This window comes from Paraburkholderia sp. OAS925, assembly GCF_040543975.1.
Classification (GTDB): Bacteria; Pseudomonadota; Gammaproteobacteria; order Burkholderiales; family Burkholderiaceae; genus Paraburkholderia; species Paraburkholderia graminis.
Genome location: NZ_JBEUNO010000001.1, coordinates 1,174,707 through 1,190,080 on the forward strand (window position 1 = coordinate 1,174,707; position 15,374 = coordinate 1,190,080).

Genomic DNA, 15,374 nt, shown 5'->3' on the forward strand with positions numbered 1-15,374 from the left:
GCGCAGTGCGATCGGTCAGCGATATTTTCTTCGGCGGTGTTCGACCGAAGGGCGCGTCAATACCTACTCGGTAACGAAGGCTGCGCTGACCCACATGACCCACATGACCCGCTTGCTGGCGCTATCACTTGCGCCTGACATCCGAGTCTGGCCGGCATCGAGGCGGCACGCAACGCGATCCACTACGTCGCTCCGGTGGGGGAATAAGATATCTACGTTACTCGCGCGATGGCGAACGTCTCACCCTTCCTTGAAGGGGAGAAGCTGACAGCGACCGCGGACGTAGACTCGCTGAACCGGTAAAACAACTAAATTGCCACGGGCCGCGTAGGGGCGCCGCGGTCCCATAGCGACGACAATTAGGCTTCGGCCCGCTTTGGAGCTGCGTGCGTCTTGTGCAGCGTCGGAGCGCGGTTCAGCCGTTTGGGTTCGAGCAGCCCGCGCACGCTTTCACGCGGACGTTCGAGCGGCGGCTCCATCGAGAGCGAATCGGAGTGAGAATTCGCCTCGTTTTTTTGGATATTTCTCCTGATTCAGCCTATGCTCATTATCGCAACACAATCTTAATGCGTGGCTGGCTCACAAAGTCGCCAATACTTGCGGGCCCTCGCGAGGCTCTCCGGCACGCGCCCGCGAAGACCCGTCGGCAAATGATCTTAGTAAAGCGATTCACTATCACAACGCCGGTCGCTATCGCGACTGTGTTGCCTCGATCGAATCACCGACGATCTTGCTTGGCATTCCCGAATGGACGGTCCTGCTCGCGGAGTTCCATTCTGCTATCGCTGCCTGCAGAAACGGCGAGCGAGACATACTTAGGACATCGTCGGCGTGCTGTCGTTCGTCGACGCAATCGAGGAACCCGGTTGTGACTGGGCTCTGCTCGCGAGCAGTGGCCACTTCCATCAGAACCGGGGGAGTCCGGGCAGCGTGCAGTCATCGGGGTATGCGCGACATTGGCGCGAGCGGCCGTTTGTTGCGCACTGGAATCAGGCGCCTCAGCACCGCGCAGTCCGCCGCCGGTGCGTCTGCCGGAATCGTGCAACGGGTGCAACAGATGGGGACCCGTTGCCACACGCTGAGGGAGCGACCATGCGCGCACTCGACATCATGACGGCGTCCGTCGTCACTGCCACACCGGACATGACGATCCACGACGCGGCAAGACTGTTCGTCGATAATCGTATCAGCGGCATGCCGGTCGTCGACGCAAACGGACAGGTTGTCGGCATCGTCAGCCAGGGCGACCTGCTGCATCGGGTGGAGACAGACACGTGCCGCGGAAAGCGCTCGTGGTGGCTCGAACTGCTGTCGTCGTCACCCCGCGAGCAGGCTGCGAGGTATGTAAAGGAACACGGACATGTCGTGGGCGACGTGATGTGCGACCAGGTGATTTCGATTCCCGACGACATGCCGCTCCAGCAGATCGCGGACCTCATGGAGCGCCGGCATCTCAAACGTGTGCCGGTGCTGAAGGACGGTATGCTGGTCGGTATTGTGAGCCGCTCGAACCTCATCCGCGCACTTGCGAGCGTCGCGCCGGCCGTGGACTCAGCGTCGCACGACGATGTGAGCCTGCGCGACGCGATAGTTCTGGAAATGCATGGGCAGCGTTGGCGGTTGCCGAAGCAAGGCGTGCTCGTCAAGGACGGCGTTGCGCATCTATGGGGCGTGATCGAGTCCGAGGAGGAAAAGTGCGCGATCCGCGTCGCGGCCGAGGGCGTGCCCGGCGTCAAGCGCGTGGAGAGTCACCTGGTGTTTCCGAGCGTGATGCCGTCGATATAGTCCGCAGGCGGGTCGCAAGACGCGTGCAGGTCGACTCAGGGGAAGCGATGACGGCGATCATGACGGTCACATTCCATCCGGCCATCGAAGCGTCGACTGGGATGGCGCAGGTGATCGACATGCGCCACGCCGCCGTGCGGCCCCGGGCTCAAGCATCCCGGCACAGGCGCCGTGAATGTCGCGCGGCTTGGTCGTTCATCGCAACGTGCTCAGATTGCCATTCATTTACTGCACGTATTCGACCGGTGTGGACGATGAAGCGAACATCCGCTGTACTCCGAGAATGCCCCTATCTTCATCTTGGCGTTAGTGAGCTATTTTCTGTCGCTAGAAAGGAGTGCTTATGCTGACGCTTTGTTCCTATCCGGATCTTTTTGGCGTCGCCGATAACAATCCCTTTGGTCTGAAGGTGTTTGCGTTCATGCGATTGTGCGGGCTCGCCTTTGAGCATAGTCATGTCCTCGACACCAGCCTTGCGCCCCGTGGCCAATTGCCTTATCTCCAAGATGGGCGACCATAGGATCGGCGACAGTGACAGCATCATTGCCCATTTAACACGTCAGTATGATCTGGACATTGACTCGGCGCTTTCCCAAAAGCAATTGAATCTTGACTATATGGTCCGTCGAACGCTCGACGACCTGTACTGGATCATGAGTTTTTCGCGCTGGCGCGACGAGCGCTTCTGGCCGTCCTTTCGCGACGCCGTGCTTGCCGCTCACCCGGACGTTCAAGCGAGTGATCTTGAAGCCGCTCGCGAATACAATCGGCTGCGATATCAGTATCAGGGCATCGGCCGATATGAACCGGAGCAGATCTATGCGCGAGGTATCGCGAATCTGCGCGTCGTTGCGGACATGCTCGGCGACACCAGCTATGTTTTCGGCCGCGATCTTGCCACCGTCGACGCGGCGATCTATGGCTTCGTTGCCAATATCTATTTCTACGAGATTGATACGCCGTTGAAGCAGTACGTGGTCTCCCGCCCGGCGCTCGTGCAACATTGCGAAGCCATCCATGACCGGATCGGCACGACCGGGAAGGATTCGGCGGTGTGAACGACGCGGAATGTCGGTTGCATTCGCAGCGGCCAACGACAGCGTCCGATTGTATGGATCAGTGTTTTTTAGCGGAGGCTGCGGGGATGAAGTTTGCCCCCGGGGCCGTCGAGTCCTCAGACGAGAACCGGTAGGTGCACTCAACTCCTGGCGTGTGCGAGCGGTGCTTCATGCAACTGTTCCCGACTCTCTCGTCCAGTCAGTCGCGCGGATGCGCTCAACGGTCCGCCAGTGCAACTGCAACGTTGAAGCGCGAGAGGCTGGACAACCGGCATCGCGCGGGCACAAACGGCCTGTCGACGTCAACGTATGGATCGTCGACGCTCATGAGCGGACCCGGTGTCAAGTGAGCGAACAATAACCTCGGCTGGGTCAGCAGCCGATTCGTGTTCCACCGACCGAATGGAGTAGCCGAGTGCACCTGATTCTTTGATTCATGGCTGCGACGGATCGCGCCAGACACTTATCAGGCTCGAGCGATTGGCGCACATCGGTTGCCAGTCGCTTTGGTGACTTTTGCCACCCCAGAAGAACTACAAGTGTTTCCCTGTTGAGCACAACATCAGTCGAAGCGCGGCGTGCTAAGAAGGTGAAGGACGTGCTCTACTACAAACTCCATACTCCGCTGTCCCGGACGCTGATGAAAGACGCGCGCACGGACCTGATTCTTTGGACCGAACAGTAATCCCCGGTCTTCTGACAGGTGCGTCTTACGCGGGTCTAACCCCCTTCGCATCACCGTTAGCAACGCAAAGTGATCGTCAACCGCCTCGTGGCTGCGCTGATGCTTCGGGCTGCTTGGCTATCGGAGTAGTGTTCGTTCATGCGGTCGCCAATACATATTCGAAGGCGTCGTCGTACCTCAGAGTCACCCACGCCATGCGCCCATTCTTCGCAACCAGAAAGCAGTTCTTGGTGTGCCTTCATCGATTTTCGATTTCGCCGGTTTAAGCGTCGACCGGCACAGCTGGAACACCCGTTGTGGATACCGAGTCGATATGTCGTGGCATTCATTTGGGGTCGCCGTTCATGCAGTGGTCGTGTCGAAATTCCGCTTTGGCGCGTTGATGCCGTCCGGTCTTGGAGGCCCCTCAGCTGGCCTTGGTCCCCCTAGGAAGGACGGTGTCCATTCCATCTCAGTCGGTACCCTCCCGGCCCCTTAGCCGATCGTGGCGGCTAACATTGGCTTGTGACTCAGCGGTCAGTGAGAAGCCTGCCGAATTTTGCTGCGGCGGTACAGGCGGGCTGCCGCGTCCGAGGACCTGGTCGCCAGGCTGACACCTTTGATGCGTCTTACGGTGCCGTCGTTCGTGCACTGCACACCGCCCAACTTCGAGCGCTCCAATTTCTGCAAAGAAAAGGGACCGGCGGTTCTGTTTTCCGCTGCCGAAAACGTTTGCGAGATCATATTTAATGTAAGCGGTGATCAGTTTGATTCTGACTCGTGCGGCTAACGATTCGCGCCTGGGTATTTTTCGGAAATGGTCGTACGCGTGTAAACAGGAACAAGTAGAATACAAATCGGCAAAGTTCCCCAGCTGCCATCGTGACTCAGCGGGAGCAGTGAATTTAGGCATGCCACTGCTTAAGCAATAAATCCGCAGACGATCCATACGCTACGCGTGGCAGGTTTTTTGCCGCGAGCGCATCTCGGCGCGTCCTTTCGGAGGCGAACGACAGGTTGGAAAGCGCATCATCATGGCTTTCCAGGCGGGGACATCTGTGGGCGCCAGGCAATTATGAAATTGAAGCGGTGATATCACGGCTCGGTGGCTGCTTCTTCCAGTCATCAGAATACGCGTCAACGGACTTGATTTTCCCTCCAAAGCTTGATGCCAATGACGCGCCGGTGTTCGCTCCGCTGGCTCTTTATTCGAACCATAAAAAAGAACAATGGCAAAAACCAACCAGGAACCGGGCGGCGAATTGCGGGTTGCGCTTCAAAGAAGTGTGGGGGCTACTTGTCTTGGAGAGAACCACGGCCATCCTGCGTTACGCATAGTGGGTGCCGGGATCACCGGAGCGCGGATGGTTGACGCCTTGTTCCGAACAGGTGTTCAGGGCGACGTGCAATTCTTTAGCGCAACCTCGTCCGCAACCGGCGTGAATAGTTCCCCGAATCCGGGATACCCGCGCGAGCCGGCCGCAGCGGAAATATTTAACACCGCGGATATCGTCATAATCCTAGTTGAGCCGTTCGAAAGCGACGCTGTCGCCGTGGTCCGGTCCATTTTGTCGATCGAAAATCGCTCAGATGCATTGGTTGTCGTGCTTTTTTTTGAGCGATCGACTTTTGGACCTAGGGAGATGCTGGCGGCCCTACCCGCCAATGCACGAGTATTGCTGATCCCGCTGCCCCTGTTGAATCCTTCAGCGTGCGCTAATGAGCTTGATTTGCGTATCGCGGCGATCGTGGATGGATTATCGGAAGGATTCAATCCATCTGCGCTTGGCGTTACGGACCTGCGCACCATGCTGGAAGGTTTTGTCGACGTTGGCGAAGTAAAAGTAGGTTTAGGCGTTGCACAAGGCAAAAATCGCGCGGCACGTGCCGTAGCGCGTGCCGCCGAGCAGCTGGCCATCGCTGACAGTCAGTTAGACTCCTGCATTCTGCTGCTGGTCGCAGGTAGCCGAGAGCTGGAAATCCGCGAGGTCTCGGCAATCGTCGAGAGTGTATCCGGTTTCTTTTGTAGCTTTGCCGGCTGCTCACTAGGGGTGAATTATGACGAGCGCATGGGGGATTTACTACGGGTCACGCTTATTCTTAGTGAGCCTTCGCAGCGGCGATTGACCGGCGCTCAACTGGCCGGCAATTCGACAGTAGCATCAGACGGGGGCAGCATCAGGAAGCGGCGATGGCTGCGGTGATTAGCAAGTGACGGTGTTCTGTCTGGGCGCGGCCTGATCGCCATAGTGATACGCGGACGCCTCGTAAAAGCACGTTGACACCGAGGTACAGCAGCGTGAACAGCGCGCAGTTAGACTTTCTACGCCGTCCGGTATTTGCTCTGTTTGTTTAAGACAATTGATGTCCGCACGCCGCTGTACGGCATTCGGCGTGGGTGATCGCTCGCGCGAGCGTTGGAATAATTCGCGTTTCGCGAGTTTTTTCGAACGAGACCCGAGTGTCCGTAAAAGTCATCTGCCGTTGCGTATTTTCGACAAATAGGCCCTTTGGGCTCGCGAATCGTTAATTATTTTCAAATAAGAGTGGGGCTTGCCGGCGATCTTCCGAAGCGGTAAAACGTTTGCGCAAACGTATTGTGATTCCATACGCCGTCTGTTTTGTGATCTTCGGGCCACTTTAAGCACCTGAAGCGGGTTTTCAGCGCAAAAAAGATACGTGCACTTGCAACAGAGTGCGACTAGAATGCGCAGCCTGGACGAGGGCCTGATTAATCAGGTCCAATCGAATGGCGGCCGTAATAGCGCAGCTATCTGAGCTAGTCTGGAAATCGTTAAAAAGGCGGTGTGTCGCGTCGGGGCGTCAGGTGAAAGCCAGGAAAATGCTGCCTTAATCGTGGGTCAGCAGAAAGACCAACAAAGCGAACAAAATATGACATCGGGGTTTCAAACGATAATCGAGGGGCAATCGCCGCTTCGCGACGTGCCACATGGGCTGTCGAGGCGGCCGCGCAAACTGTGCGGACGGGTTTATCCGCAACTGGCGATGCGCGCTTTGCAGTGCGCCGTTGTGGCGGCGCTTGCTACGATCTCGATCGGCGGAAACGCTCAGCCCGCGAAAGTACAAGGCGCACCCCTGTCAGCACAGCCACAGAAAAAAGCGCAAGGCGCACCGCGCGAGGCGCAATCGGCCAATGTCGCGTTTTTCGACGGCGTCAATGTGCCGGTCGATCTTCTGCAAGCCTTCGACGCAGTCGTAGTCGATCCCGCGTACGATTTCAATCCCGCCGAACATGTGCTGCGCCATACCGCATGGCTTGCGCGAGCGCATCCCGATGCCAATGCCGGCACGCCGGCTGCATTCGTTGCGCGCGAGATCGAGCCGCTGTGGCAGCGCGGCTATCGCGGTTTTCTGCTGGACACAACAGATGCCATTGCCTCCCTCGACGCAATCCATGCCGCGCATCCAGACGCGCTTCTAATCGCCGGCGGCGCCGACGCCCTGAGGCTCGCCGCGCCGCACGCCAAAGCGCTCTACGCGGTTGTCGGTGCTTCGCTCATTCGCGGCATGAGTGCCAACGGTGACGAAGACACCGTCGTCTCCGCGGACGATAGCGCCGCGCGCACTGCGGCCGCTCAGGCGTTCATGCAGCAGACGGGCGTGCCTGTGCTGTCGGTCGAATACTGCGCTGCGGACGATCGTGCATGTGCGCGCAAGACGGCCGCGCAGGTGGTGGCAACAGGCGTGACGCCATACGTGACCAACGTCAGGCGCAACGTGGTGGGTATCGGCGCAATCGAAGTTCTGCCGCGCAAGGTGCTGATCGTGCAGGACACCGGCGACGACCTGTTGCTCGACGAAACGCCCGGCGTGCGCGATCTGGCGACGCCCCTGAACTATCTCGGCTACGACGTCGAGTACGCGAACGTGAAGGACCCGCTGCCCGACGGCATCACGCCGGACCGTTACGCCGGTGTCGTTGCGTGGCTGCAGGGCACCGGCACGCAGGACAGCGCGGCGTGGCGCAACTGGGTGGATGCTCGCATCGCCTCGCACGTGCCCGTTGCGTTTCTCGGCCAGTTCGGTTTCGATGCGGCCGCCGACGAAGGACCCGCGCTCGACCTGCAAGCGGTGTCAGGTCCATTCACCGACAAGGTGGATGTGGTCTCGCGCGATCCGATGATCGGCTTCGAAGTCGATCCGAAGCTGGGTCCGCGGGATCTGACCGGCGTGCGCGTCGGTGCTGCGAGCCGGCCGCTGCTGCGGGTGCAAAGCGGCGATGCGACCGTCGACCCTGTCGCGATCACCCCATGGGGCGGCTTCGCGATGAGCCCGTACACGGTCGTGTCGCTCAACGGCATCGACCAGGAACGCTGGGCGATTCAGCCCATTTCGTTCCTCACCGCCGCATTGCGTCTCACGCAGATGCCGTCGCCGAGTGTGACGACGGAAAATGGACGGCGACTTTTCATGTCGCACGTGGACGGCGACGGTTTTGCGTCGCGCGCCGAATTCCCCGGCGCCGACTACTCGGGCGACGCGCTCTATCAGCAGATTTTCACGCGCTACAAAGTGCCCATGACGCTCTCCGTCATCGAGGGGGAAGTCGGCCCCACGGGCCTGTACCCCAAGATTTCGCCGCGTCTGGAGGAGATCGCGCGCAAGATGTTCGCGCTGCCTTATGTCGCGATCGGCACGCATACCTATTCGCATCCGTTTGACTGGGGCAGTGTGGATGCCACGACGGGCCAGCGGGTAGACCGCGGCGGCGGCGATACCGCATTCTCCCTGAGCATTCCGAATTACACGTTCGACATCGATCGCGAGGTGACCGGCTCGATCGATTACATCAACACGCGCCTCGCGCCGCCCGGCAAGAAGACGACCATCCTGCAATGGCCGGGCAACTGCAAGCCGCCCGCAATCGTGATTCGCAAGGTGTACGCGGCGGGCGTCGCCAACGTGAACGGCGGCGATACCGTCATTACGAAGAGCGCGAGCAGCTGGACCAATATCGCGCCCATCGGCGTGGACAAGGGGCCGGGCGCCTACCAGGTCTACGCGCCGAATCAGGACGAAAACGTCTATACGAACGACTGGCTTGGCCCGTTCTACGGCTTCACGCGCGTGCTCGAAACCTTCGACATGACGGACAAGCCGTTGCGCTTCAAGCCGATCGATCTGTACTACCACATGTATAGCGGCACGAAAATCGCCTCGCTGCGCGCGCTGGACCAGATATTCACGGCGGTGCTCACACAGCCCGTGCTGCCGGTGCAGATGACCGACTACACGGAAAAGGTGCTCGACTGGCGTTCATTCGCCGTCGCGCGCGCCGTGCATGGCGACACCGATGCGCGTGCCGGTGCGGGCAACAGCGCGGGCGACGACTGGATCGTGCGCGGCAACGGCGAAGTGCGCGAGCTGCATTGGCCTTCGACGAGCACGCCGGATCTGCGCGCCTCCACCGGCGTCACCGGGTACTTGGCGGGACCGGACGGCATCTACATTCACATCGCGGACGGCGCCGCACGTGTGTCGTTCAACCCATCGGCTGGCCGCGAAGCGGTTCCGACGTCGGGTGCATGGCCCTACATCGCCGAAGCTAATGGTTTCGTGCGCAACTTCAAGCGCGAGCCGAACGGCATGTCCTTCGAATTCGGCGGCTATTACCAGCCGTTCGTCCGCCTGGCCGGTGCGCAGAGCTGCAGCGTCAGCGTGGCCGGACGCCGGGTCGCCACGCGCCGCGAAGGGGATACGGTGCGCTTCGATACGCCGGCGGCCGCAAGTCTGCAGGTGAACTATCAGCCCGTCGAGATTTCCTGTGAGCGCTAAACGTCTTCGTATCGCACCGGCCTGGCTCGTCTATCTGCTTGCGGGCGTCGTTCTACTCGCGCTGTACGGCGTGTCGCCGCGCGGCGGCTTGCGTCAGCGCGTCGCCTCGGTAGGCGCGCCCAACGAACTGAGCGTCGCCTACCTGGAAGCATGGTCGCGAGTGCGGCCCGACAACGAGGAATTCCTCGCGCTGCTCGGCGCGCAATATTCGTATCTTGGCCGCACCGCCGATACCGAGCGGATCGCCGCTCGCATGGACGCGCTTGGCACCGACGACATGCGGCGCAGCGCTACGATGCTGCGTCTTTCGACGGCGGAACAGCGCACTTTTGCGACTACCGAGGACGATCCGCACCGCGCGGTCGAACTGGCCGGCTTCCGCGCGAAGCTTAAAGCGGCGGCGCGCCTGCAATGGGCGCCGAAGGACGTCGAATGGCTTGCGCAGCGCTCGGCTGCCGCCGGCCTGCCCGACCTTGCGATGCAACTCTACGCACGGCTCTCGGCGAACGATCCCGAGGGACGCACGAAATGGGACACGCAAATCACGCGCTATGCGCTTCAGGTCGGCGATTATCGCGCGGCCGCGGACGCATGGTTCCGTCAGCAGGCGGCAGCGCATACGGTCGATGGGCAACGCCATTGTTTCGTGGCCGGCATACGCGCGTTGCAAGCGGGCAATCTGCTCGACGATGCGCTCGCCGCGGCGGACGCGCACGCAGGCAAGCTCGTCGACGATCCGGGCACGCTCGTCGTATTGCTGAGCGTTGCGCGCGCAGCGAACCGGCCGGCGGCGGTAGACCGTTACGCGAAAATGTTGGCGCGCTATGCGTCGATAGCACCGCACGACGAGTCGCCGCAAGCGGTGCCTGCTCACACCGCAAGCTACGCGTACATGGACGGCCCCGTCGCGGTGAATAGTGGTTTCCTGCGCGCGAGCCGGCGCGCGGCAGGCGGCGGCGTCGAAGGGCAGGGCGCGGTGCGGGTCGTCCGGGTCTCGGCCGCATCGGCTGCATCGGCTGCAACTGCGACGAAAGCCGCAAGCACACCGGCAGCGGCACCGCCGTCAGCCGCAGCGCTTTCATCCGCCAGGTCGGCTGGTGGCGGGGGCATAGCGGACACCGTGTTCCAGGCATTCGTCGAATCAGGCGACTTGCCGAACGCACAGAAGATTGCCGCGCAAGAGGTGCAGCGCGACCCGCGCTCAGCGCTGTGGGTCAAGCGGCTCGCCCAGGTGGCCGAATGGAACCGGGACCCGCCGCTCGCGCTCAAGTCCTGGCTCGAATATGCGCAGGTGTCGAACGACCCCGTCGGCTGGCAGAACGTCCTGCGAATCGCACCCATGCTCAACGACGACGAAGCGTATCTGGTCGCGCTGGTTCATCAGGCCCGCGCCACACCCGGCGACATAAAGCTGGTGGACAGCGTGATTGCCACCTACGAGCGGCTTGGCCGCCCTGACGACGGTCTGTCGTTCCTCCGCTCGCTGCCGCGCGGCACAAACGGCGACGCGATCGATCAGCGCATCGGCACGCTTGCCGAACGCGCCGGCCACGACGACCAGGCGCTCGCCATCTACCGGGCAGTCCAGGCGCGCCATCCGGACGACGCGACGGCTGCTCTGCGCACCGCGAGCGTTCTGTATCGGCAAGGCGACTATCGCGCCTCGCTGGCCGCGTTGAAGTCGGCACGCGCGGGCGCAAAAGCCGGTGACGAAATCTTCTGGCGCAACTATGCGGAACTGGCGCGGTTGCTGCAACGCGATGACGACGCCAACGAAGCGTATCGCCATCTGCTCGCGAACGGCACCGCGACGTCGGAAGATCTGGGCGAAATGACGGACTTCTACGATCCCTATCCGATCGACGCGGGCCGCGTTGCTGAATTGCGTTTTCGGCGCGAGCACACGGCGCGCGCCTTGCGCGACGCGATCTACTACTACCTGGACGCACAGGCGCTGGACCGTATCGCCACACTGCTGGACGGCCTCACGCCGCAGGAGCGTGTGACAGCGGAGTCGTCGCCCGCGCTGCTCGGCGTGCGCGCCGAATACTACCGGCTCGTGGGGCAGCCGCAAAATGCACTCGCCGATCTGAAGCGGGCGGTCGATCTTCCGGGCGCGGGCTCCGACGTGAGCGCGGCGTATCTATGGACGCTGGTCGACTACGGCAGCGACGCGGATCTGCGGGCGGCGCTCAAGCGCTGGCGCGGCAGCGCCGCTCAGAGTTCCGCGTTGTGGGGACCGTTCGCCGCAGCCGAAATGCGCCTGAATCGTCCCGTCGCGGCGCTTGAGTATCTGCGCCGTCAAACCGGCGTGATGTCACGCGATCCACTGTGGCTGCTTACCTATGCCGACGCGCAGGAACAGTCGGGCCATGCGGGACTTGCGTGGACGATCCGCAAGAAAGTGTGGCTGCAACTTCAGGACGAACAGGCCAAGCTCGCGACGCCGCGCAATGCCCAACGCGCGTCGATGCGCGGGCGCACGTTGCAGGACGCAGAAACAGTGGCCGATCTGCGTGGCCGGCGCGTCACGTTGTCCACCGAGTTCGCAACGGGCGACACGTCGGCTGCGCTGCTCGACGGGCTGATGTCGAATCATGCGACGCCCGCCGACACGGCACAAACGCGGCGCACGCTGATCGGCGCGGTGAAGGGCCTGCCTGGCGGCGCGCCGATGCAGGGCGCGGATTTGCCGCAAAACGCACGCGTGCGGGGCGCGGTCGCAAAAGACGTGGCGATTGCGTGGGCACTGTCGCACGAAAGCAATCCGCTGGCGAAGCGCTGGCTCGCGCAGCAATACGCCGAGCGCCTGTCGCGGCCCGCCGACGCGCGTCTGACAATCGCCCTCGCCGAAAACGACGTGCCCGAGATGACGCGCCTGCTCGACGAGGAGCGTTCGCGACTGCCCGTCTACGACCGCATCGATGCAACGATTGCCGTGGACAAGCCGGATCGCGCCCAAGAGCTGGCATTCGACGCGCTTGGCGGCGCGCCGGAAGATACCGAACTGCATACCCGCGTGACCGAGACGGCGCTCGACTGGCCGCAATCGATAGACGCGAGCGTCACCAACTACGTCGAACATCCGCTCGACTATGTGGAGACGACGCTTGCCGGCAGCCGCAAGATCGCCGAGCGATATCTTGTCGGCGTGACGGCGGTCCAGCATTTCCAGCATTCGACCGACATCACGCAGCTGGTCAACGTGCCCTCGGTTGACCGCTGGCTCAACATCTATGGCGAGCGGCGCACGCGCGATACGTCGTTCACGGTCACGGGTGGCCGGCGCATTGCATCCAGCTCGTTTTACACGCTCGATCTGGCAGGCGAACTGGGCCGCAATTCGCCCCTCACGCTCGGTCTGCGCGCCGGCCGCAATCAGGTCGCGGACGAAACGCAATCGCTGCTGGTGGGCGGCATGAAGGACAACGTGATCGGCGACTTCACCTATCGCATGACGCAGCACATAACGTTCTCGGGCAGCGTGGAAGCGGATCGCTTCTATAGCCAGGCCCGCACGTATCTGGGCAGCGGAGTGCTGTCGACGGGCGAGGTCAGTTACCGGATCCGCACGCAATATCCGGACTACACGCTGCGCGCGCTGATTACGCACGGCGGCTACGGCGCGAGCGGGCAGGCCAACCCGCTGATCTCGCGGCTGTTGCCCGTGGCATTGCAACCGGCGACTCCGCGCGACTTCATGCCGGACACCTACACGCAATACGGCTTCTTTTTCGGCGCAGGCAACGATCTGCTCGAACAGTACACGCACCGCTGGCGTCCTTTCTTCGACGTCGGCCTGCTGCACGATTCGATTCAGGGCTGGGGGCCGCAATTCAGCGCGGGCATTGCAGGCACGGTGTTGGGCAACGACCATCTCGCCGTGTTTCTGCAACACCAGCGCGTGTCGAAAATCGGCACGCCGGTCACGGTACTGGGCACGCGCTACAGCTGGTACTACTGATGACTGATCCGTTCTACCGACACCGCGGGCCAGCGCGCCCGCGACAAAAACAACCTTACTGAGGAGTGGTTCGATGAACAGCATGAATAGAGGCTTCGGCCTAGTCAAATGGTCCGCGCTGGTCGCGGTGTCGGCGCTGCTGCTGGGCGCCTGCGGTTCGATCCGTCAAAGCGGATCGCCGGCGCTTGCCGCTAAGGACCCGGTGGCGATCGTGTCGATGGCGAACTTTACCGAAACGCCCGCGGCCGGCAGCAGCGCCGCGGCGATCGCGGCGAATACACTGCGGGCCAACGGTCTGACCGACGTGCGGATTGCGCCGGCCGATCCTTCCGCGAACGCGATGTTCGATACCGCGCAGCGCGATCTGGGCGAGAAAAAGCTCGCTTGGGCCCGCGAGCAGCACGTGAAATACGTGCTGACCGGCGCAGTGGAAGAGTGGCGCTACAAGGTCGGCGTGGACGGCGAGCCGGTGGCGGGCGTCACGTTCGAGTTGATCGACGTCGCGTCGGGCCAGGTCGTGTGGAGCGCCACGGGGTCGAAAAGCGGCTGGACGCGTTCGAGCCTGTCGAGCGTTGCATCGTCGCTGATCGGCAGCCTGTTGTCGCCGCTGCGCGTACGCGGTTGATGGTCGCGCCGCCTGGCGCACGCATGCTGTCATCTGTATCCCGACACATCATGAGGAGTCGGCTGTGAATACCGTCACCGCGCAATCCGCCGCCAGTGCGGCGAAGCCGCGTCACTCGAATCCGTTCGGAAATCTGGGCGCGCTGCGGCGCTTCGTTGCACCCGCGGTGACGCGGCCGTTTTCCGTTGTCGAGACGATCGTCTTCGTCGCGGTCATCGGCGCGCTGTGCTGGACATTCGACCGCAACGATCCGTTTCTGCTGCACGCGGGTTTTCCGTGGCTGTGGTTCGCGCCGCTGATCGTCGCGCTGCGCTATGGCACGCTGCTCGGCCTGCTGGCTTGTGCGATGCTGATCGGCGCATGGCAGGTACTGATGCACGGCAGCGCCGAAGCCTGGCCGACGCTGTTTTTCACCGGCGGCCTGTTGCAAACGATCGTCGCGGGGCATTTCGGCGATACGTGGGGCAACCGCGCGCAACGCGCGAACACGTTGAACGACTATCTGAATGACCGGCTCGTCGCCATCACCAATAGTCATTACCTGATGCGCCTGTCGCACGAGCGGCTCGAGAAGGATCTGCTGTCGAGACCCACGACGCTGCGCGATTCGATTACGGAACTGCGCCGTCTGTCGGTCGTGCACGGCCTGGATCAGGCGCCGGCCGCGCCGGATCAAAGCAACCAGGCAGGCATGCCAGGCGCGCATGCGCTGCTCGAATTCGTCGCGCAGGCATGTCAGATCGAAGTGGCCGGGCTCTATCCGGTGCACGGCGGCAAGATTGCAGGGCAAGCGCTCGCTCGTATCGGCGACGCGTTCGATCTCGATCCGCACGACGAACTCGTCGCACGCGCGCTCGACACCCACGCGGTCGCCCATCTGAAGAGCGACGGGCAACCCGTCACCAGCTCGGCTTTGCTGGTGTGCGCGCCGGTGATTTCGGCGGATGGCCGGCTACTCGCCGTGCTGGCGATCAGGCGGATGCCGTTCCTGTCGTTGAATTTCGACAATCTGCAACTGCTGCTCGTATTGCTCGGCTATTACGCGGACGGCGTCGAGCATTCTGAGCAGGTGCAAAAAATCCTGCGTTCGGTGCCGGACTGTCCCTACGAATTCGCGCTGGACGTCAGCCGCCTCACGCGCCTCGAACGCGCGGCAGGCGTTACATCGTCGCTGGTCGCGCTGGTATTCCCGCACGACGACGAAGGCGATTCGTTCTTCGAACACGTGATGCGCCGCCGCCGCGCGCTAGATCTGATGTGGCCGGTCAAGTCAGTGGGACAGTCGGTGCTGATCAACCTGATGCCCGTGACGGATGCCACAGGCGTGGACGGTTATCTCGCGCGGATCGAAAGCAGCCTGCGCGCGCAGTTCAATCTCGACCTGGAAGGCGCGCGCATCGGCGTGCATACGCTGCATCTTGGCGGCGACCCCGGCCCGGCGCTCAAGCGCCTTCTCGTGCGCAGCGGCATCGAGGTCTGACG

Annotated in this window: 7 protein-coding genes and 1 pseudogene; all 8 read left to right on the top strand. The window is 62.1% G+C overall.

Annotation, left to right across the window (positions count from 1 at the left end; genetic code table 11):
* The first annotated feature begins 1,092 nt into the window (after nucleotides 1-1,092).
* The 8 genes and pseudogenes from ABIE53_RS05155 to ABIE53_RS05190 all read left to right on the top strand — a co-directional run bounded on the left by ABIE53_RS05155 (nucleotide 1,093) and on the right by ABIE53_RS05190 (nucleotide 15,372).
* Nucleotides 1,093-1,785 carry a CBS domain-containing protein gene (locus ABIE53_RS05155; protein WP_192700542.1) on the top strand — a complete coding sequence of 231 codons (693 nt, stop codon included), beginning with the start codon at nucleotides 1,093-1,095 and terminating at the stop codon, nucleotides 1,783-1,785.
* Between the two features lie 343 nt (nucleotides 1,786-2,128).
* A pseudogene (locus ABIE53_RS05160) lies at nucleotides 2,129-2,843 on the top strand (glutathione S-transferase C-terminal domain-containing protein).
* Nucleotides 2,844-4,524: 1,681 nt separating this feature from the next.
* A complete protein-coding gene (locus tag ABIE53_RS05165; RefSeq protein WP_192700544.1) occupies nucleotides 4,525-4,845 on the top strand; it encodes a hypothetical protein in 321 nt (106 codons plus the stop codon).
* 26 nt (nucleotides 4,846-4,871) lie between these two features.
* Nucleotides 4,872-5,711: an FtsZ/tubulin family protein gene (locus ABIE53_RS05170; RefSeq protein WP_192700545.1), complete on the top strand. Its 840-nt coding sequence runs from the start codon at nucleotides 4,872-4,874 to the stop codon at nucleotides 5,709-5,711.
* A 688-nt stretch (nucleotides 5,712-6,399) separates the two neighbouring features.
* Nucleotides 6,400-9,303 carry a bifunctional glycoside hydrolase/polysaccharide deacetylase family protein gene (locus ABIE53_RS05175; RefSeq protein ID WP_192700546.1) on the top strand — a complete coding sequence of 968 codons (2,904 nt, stop codon included), beginning with the start codon at nucleotides 6,400-6,402 and terminating at the stop codon, nucleotides 9,301-9,303.
* Nucleotides 9,293-13,267, top strand: coding sequence for a tetratricopeptide repeat protein (locus ABIE53_RS05180; protein ID WP_192700547.1), 3,975 nt, complete (start codon nucleotides 9,293-9,295; stop codon nucleotides 13,265-13,267). The genes ABIE53_RS05175 and ABIE53_RS05180 overlap by 11 nt, the downstream gene beginning before the upstream one ends.
* An 82-nt stretch (nucleotides 13,268-13,349) precedes the next feature.
* On the top strand, nucleotides 13,350-13,892 hold the full coding sequence (locus ABIE53_RS05185) for a penicillin-binding protein activator LpoB (protein ID WP_502922735.1): 543 nt from the start codon (nucleotides 13,350-13,352) through the stop codon (nucleotides 13,890-13,892).
* A gap of 64 nt (nucleotides 13,893-13,956) precedes the next feature.
* Nucleotides 13,957-15,372, top strand: a complete 1,416-nt coding sequence (locus tag ABIE53_RS05190) for a PelD GGDEF domain-containing protein (protein ID WP_192700549.1) — start codon at nucleotides 13,957-13,959, stop codon at nucleotides 15,370-15,372.
* The last annotated feature ends 2 nt before the right edge of the window (nucleotides 15,373-15,374 follow it).

What these genes read in the sequence shown, in the direction of transcription:
- ABIE53_RS05175 (WP_192700546.1), top strand. Translation starts at nt 6,400, where the DNA reads ATGACATCGGGGTTTCAAACGATAATCGAGGGGCAATCGCCGCTTCGC.
- ABIE53_RS05155 (WP_192700542.1), top strand. Translation starts at nt 1,093, where the DNA reads ATGCGCGCACTCGACATCATGACGGCGTCCGTCGTCACTGCCACACCG.
- ABIE53_RS05185 (WP_502922735.1), top strand. Translation starts at nt 13,350, where the DNA reads ATGAATAGAGGCTTCGGCCTAGTCAAATGGTCCGCGCTGGTCGCGGTG.
- ABIE53_RS05170 (WP_192700545.1), top strand. Translation starts at nt 4,872, where the DNA reads ATGGTTGACGCCTTGTTCCGAACAGGTGTTCAGGGCGACGTGCAATTC.